The organism is Acaryochloris sp. IP29b_bin.137, from assembly GCF_028285745.1.
Classification (GTDB): domain Bacteria; phylum Cyanobacteriota; class Cyanobacteriia; order Thermosynechococcales; family Thermosynechococcaceae; genus Acaryochloris.
Genome location: NZ_JANQOP010000001.1, coordinates 1 through 3,416, shown reverse-complemented (window position 1 = coordinate 3,416; position 3,416 = coordinate 1). Strand labels below are relative to the sequence as shown.

Genomic DNA, 3,416 nt, shown 5'->3' with positions numbered 1-3,416 from the left:
CAACCACTATGGTCTATTTTTGGCTCGGGAGTTAATGCCGGGGGGAATCGTTTACTATTCCCAGGATGCCCATTACTCCATCGACAAAATTCTGCGCTGCCTGAACTTAGACAGCATCATGATTCGGAGCCAACCTGATGGGTCAATGGACTTGGATGACCTCCGAGAGACCTTGCGGATTCACCGAGATGTCCCTGCCATTGTCTGTGCCACTATCGGGACCACTATGAAAGGGGCAGTAGATGATGTAGTGGGGATTCAAACCATTTTTCAAGACCTGGCTCTGAAGCGTCACTATCTTCATGCTGATGCTGCCTTAGGGGGAATGATTCTCCCCTTCATTGAAGCGCCACCCCCTTGGAACTTTGCAGATGGCATTGATAGCATCGCCATCAGTGGACATAAGATGATTGGTTCTCCCATTCCCTGTGGCGTGGTGTTAGCGAAAAAAGGCCATGTTGATCGGATTGCCCAAAGTGTGGAATACATTGGCACCTTGGATACGACGCTTAGTGGTTCCCGGAATGGAATAACCCCACTCTTTCTGTGGTATGCGTTCCACACAGTAGGGGTGGCTGGATTTAAGCAGCTTATACCAGATTGTCTCAAGATGGCGGACTATGCTATTGCTCAACTCAACCAGCTTGATCGCAACGCCTGGCGACATCCCTACTCCAACATTGTGGTGTTTGATCGTCCGTCGCCCACAGTCACCCAGCGCTGGCAGTTGGCTTGTAATGGCTCCCTCACTCACTTAATTGCTATGCCCCATGTGGTAAAAGAGCAGATCGATCAGCTCATAGCAGATATTCAATCCCTGGAACCCCCTGCTGCCCCATCAATGACAGAACTCCCTGTCTGTGAGGCTGGTTTAGGAAAGGCCAATGATGAGATTACGTTGGTGGGAGCTTCGGAGGATCATCTGCTGACTCAGGTCTCTATGGCTTTGGCCGCAGCGGGGATTTCCATTGAGGATATTACGGCAGTCAAAGCGGCAGGCGGGAGCATTATTCAACTGAAGGTGAATGATCGGGAGCGGGCCTTGCAGATTCTGAATGAGCATTTGGATATTGGTCGATGTCATGGTCAGTATCGTCCCTTTAATACGGATGCTGCGACCCAAATGCTGACCCAGGCAGACTACCAAACTGTTAGTCAAGATGCGCTGTTAGTGAAGCTAGCCGATAAGCCTGGTGCCTTGGCTGAGCTGATGAAAAAATGCCGAGACCATGCGATCTCAATCCGTAGCGTTCGTCTCGTATGGCGGGGCCAAGGAAGTGCCCTCGTTGAAATTGCCTCAGACCAGCATACGCAATTACAAATCCTACTCTCGGATCAGGTGGTTATGCAATAATCCCCAGGAAAGATCAATTCAAGAACTTCACACTTACAGTTGGTAGTCCTCATTTGCTATCTGTCGAAAGATCAGCCGCCATTCGCCAGCTCATAAGCATCTGGCAGAAAACCTACGCGTGGTCTTTTAGGATTTTGTGCCCCATTCAATGCCTCGCGGCCACATTTTTGTTAGTGGCATGACACCCCCGTTCACTGGGCAGCGACAAACGACGTTGATTTCAAACCTGCGCGACCCGTAGCTCCGGTGCAATGGAGTGTTATGCGGATATTTTGAGTTCAAGTGTAATTGTATCGGAGTAATCCCCGTTACCATAGATGCGCGTTTGATCTGCAGGCAACAATGAGGATGATCGAAATCCAGCCCTTTTGTATGCGCGGACAGCTCGTTGATTGCGACGCGAAGGTCGAACGATAAACATTTCAACCGCAAAATGTGCGTGCAAGTGGCGCATCAACGCCACCATTGCATCCATTCCGTATCCATGACCGCAGCAGACTTGCGATCGCATCCAGATGTCCAATTCCGCAATCGATCGCTCGGCATCAAGGCCATCGTAATTGATGTGCCCAACTGGTTGACCATCGACTTCGATGATGAAAGTGCAGGCGCGATCCATCGAAGAAGTGCGGCATATAATCACTGCAGAAGTCGTTCCAAGTGGGAATCGCTACGTCTGGATAGGTAGGTGGCCCCATCATAAATGGCGTGACATCAGACGCGACAAGCCACGTATAAATATCCCGGCGGTCATCTTCGCAGGCAGGACGAAGCGTTGTTTTTATGCCACGGATCATGGTAGTGGTTTGTCTGCATAACGCTTGAGTGCAGCGGCGTCAAAGCCGCGCAGCGGTTTTGACGTCCGACTGCAACGATTTGTTAGGCGGCAACGTTGAGTTGCCATGACACGCCAAACCGATCATTGACCCAGCCAAACTTTTGGCTAAATCCGTAATTGTCGAGTGGCATCAATACGTCACCCTGCTCGGACAGAACGCTAAATGCGCGCTCAAGCTCCTCCAGCGAATCAAACTCTACGAACGTGGAACTTGACGGAGTAAACGAAAATTCGTGCTCAATCGGACTGTCGGAGCACATGAACTCACGCCCACAAAGCGTGAACACCGCTACCTTGATAGTTCCGACCGGACCAGGCTCGCTCTCGGTGTATTTCTCGACACGCACTATGCCGGAGTCCGGGAAAGTGGAGAAATACAGATCCAATGCTGCCTGCGCAACACCTCCTTGAAACATAAGAAATGGTCTAGCTGTTGTCATCACATTTCTCGGCTGTTGGTTTTGCCGCCTAAAAGACTGACCTCTGAGGCGCGAGAGTTAATCTAAAAGCTGACGAAGTGTATTTCGAGCGTCCCTTGCAGTCCCTTGGTAGACCACAGCACAGAACTGAAAAGGGCTATAAACTAGAGGCGACCGCCAAAATTTCTTAAGCACTTAAGCACTGTTCATAGCACTGTTCGCATGATATCGCCTTTACGAAGGCTAACCAAATTTACGTCAGCAGAAGGTCTTAAAGTATCTAGCAATTTGATAAATTCAGTTTTGTATTTTCCAGTTAGATAGGTGATCCCACTCCGGCCATTAACCCTGAGTTCATTTGCGAAATGGTTTTCTGAAATCGATACTGTTTTAATCCATTGAACTTTTAATGGCCATGAGTCAATTTGCTCTTGGAGAAGAGCCTGATTTTTGGCAATTAGCTCAATGTAGTCACTCATTCGTCGTATAACAGCACCCTCAAAAGAATTATATGTCGAGTGTTGTCTAATACCCCTGATTTGGGTAGAAAAGCGACACATTGTCAGATAACACCCCAATTTTCGACCCTATTGCGTCAAGCATCCACTCCCCCCTGTTGCCCAGAATCAACCTCCACGTCTGTTAGGTCAAGCTCGCCAATCAGCCAGACTCAGACATTTCAGTCGCAAAACTGAAGTGTCATATATCTCTTTGGGGATGACAAGGGTTTCACAATGTGGTCTGAATCAGTGATAGCGCCCTCATGCCTCTCTGGTAATTGAGTCGTTTATGGGGTTTCAGTTGC

5 protein-coding genes are annotated in these 3,416 nt (G+C 49.1%); 2 read left to right on the top strand and 3 right to left on the bottom strand.

The window, feature by feature from the left end; all coding sequences use genetic code 11:
* On the top strand, positions 1–1,354 hold a 1,354-nt coding region (locus Q0991_RS00020; RefSeq protein ID WP_299484452.1), incomplete at its 5' end, for a histidine decarboxylase.
* Between the two features lie 259 nt (positions 1,355–1,613).
* Here Q0991_RS00020 and Q0991_RS25005 read toward each other — a convergent pair.
* The gene (locus tag Q0991_RS25005; protein ID WP_366524856.1) at positions 1,614–1,919 is read right to left on the bottom strand and encodes a GNAT family protein; all 306 of its coding nucleotides are present in this window, start codon (positions 1,917–1,919) and stop codon (positions 1,614–1,616) included.
* On the opposite strand from Q0991_RS25005, the gene Q0991_RS00015 reads away from it, so the two are divergent.
* Positions 1,839–2,042 (top strand): hypothetical protein, encoded by a 204-nt coding sequence (locus tag Q0991_RS00015; RefSeq protein WP_299484451.1) that lies wholly within the window; start codon positions 1,839–1,841, stop codon positions 2,040–2,042. The genes Q0991_RS25005 and Q0991_RS00015 overlap by 81 nt on opposite strands.
* 191 nt (positions 2,043–2,233) lie before the next feature.
* Here the strand turns inward: Q0991_RS00015 and Q0991_RS00010 are convergent, their stop codons facing one another.
* Together Q0991_RS00010 and Q0991_RS00005 are read right to left on the bottom strand one after the other, a co-directional pair.
* A complete protein-coding gene (locus Q0991_RS00010) occupies positions 2,234–2,608 on the bottom strand; it encodes a VOC family protein (protein WP_299484450.1) in 375 nt (124 codons plus the stop codon).
* A 209-nt stretch (positions 2,609–2,817) separates the two neighbouring features.
* The gene (locus Q0991_RS00005) at positions 2,818–3,090 is read right to left on the bottom strand and encodes a hypothetical protein (RefSeq protein WP_299484449.1); all 273 of its coding nucleotides are present in this window, start codon (positions 3,088–3,090) and stop codon (positions 2,818–2,820) included.
* Positions 3,091–3,416 lie beyond the last annotated feature (326 nt).

Excerpts from the sequence above, each read along its gene's own strand:
- Q0991_RS00005 (WP_299484449.1), bottom strand. The coding sequence starts at position 3,090 with ATGAGTGACTACATTGAGCTAATTGCCAAAAATCAGGCTCTTCTCCAA.
- Q0991_RS00010 (WP_299484450.1), bottom strand. The coding sequence starts at position 2,608 with ATGTTTCAAGGAGGTGTTGCGCAGGCAGCATTGGATCTGTATTTCTCC.
- Q0991_RS00015 (WP_299484451.1), top strand. The coding sequence starts at position 1,839 with ATGACCGCAGCAGACTTGCGATCGCATCCAGATGTCCAATTCCGCAAT.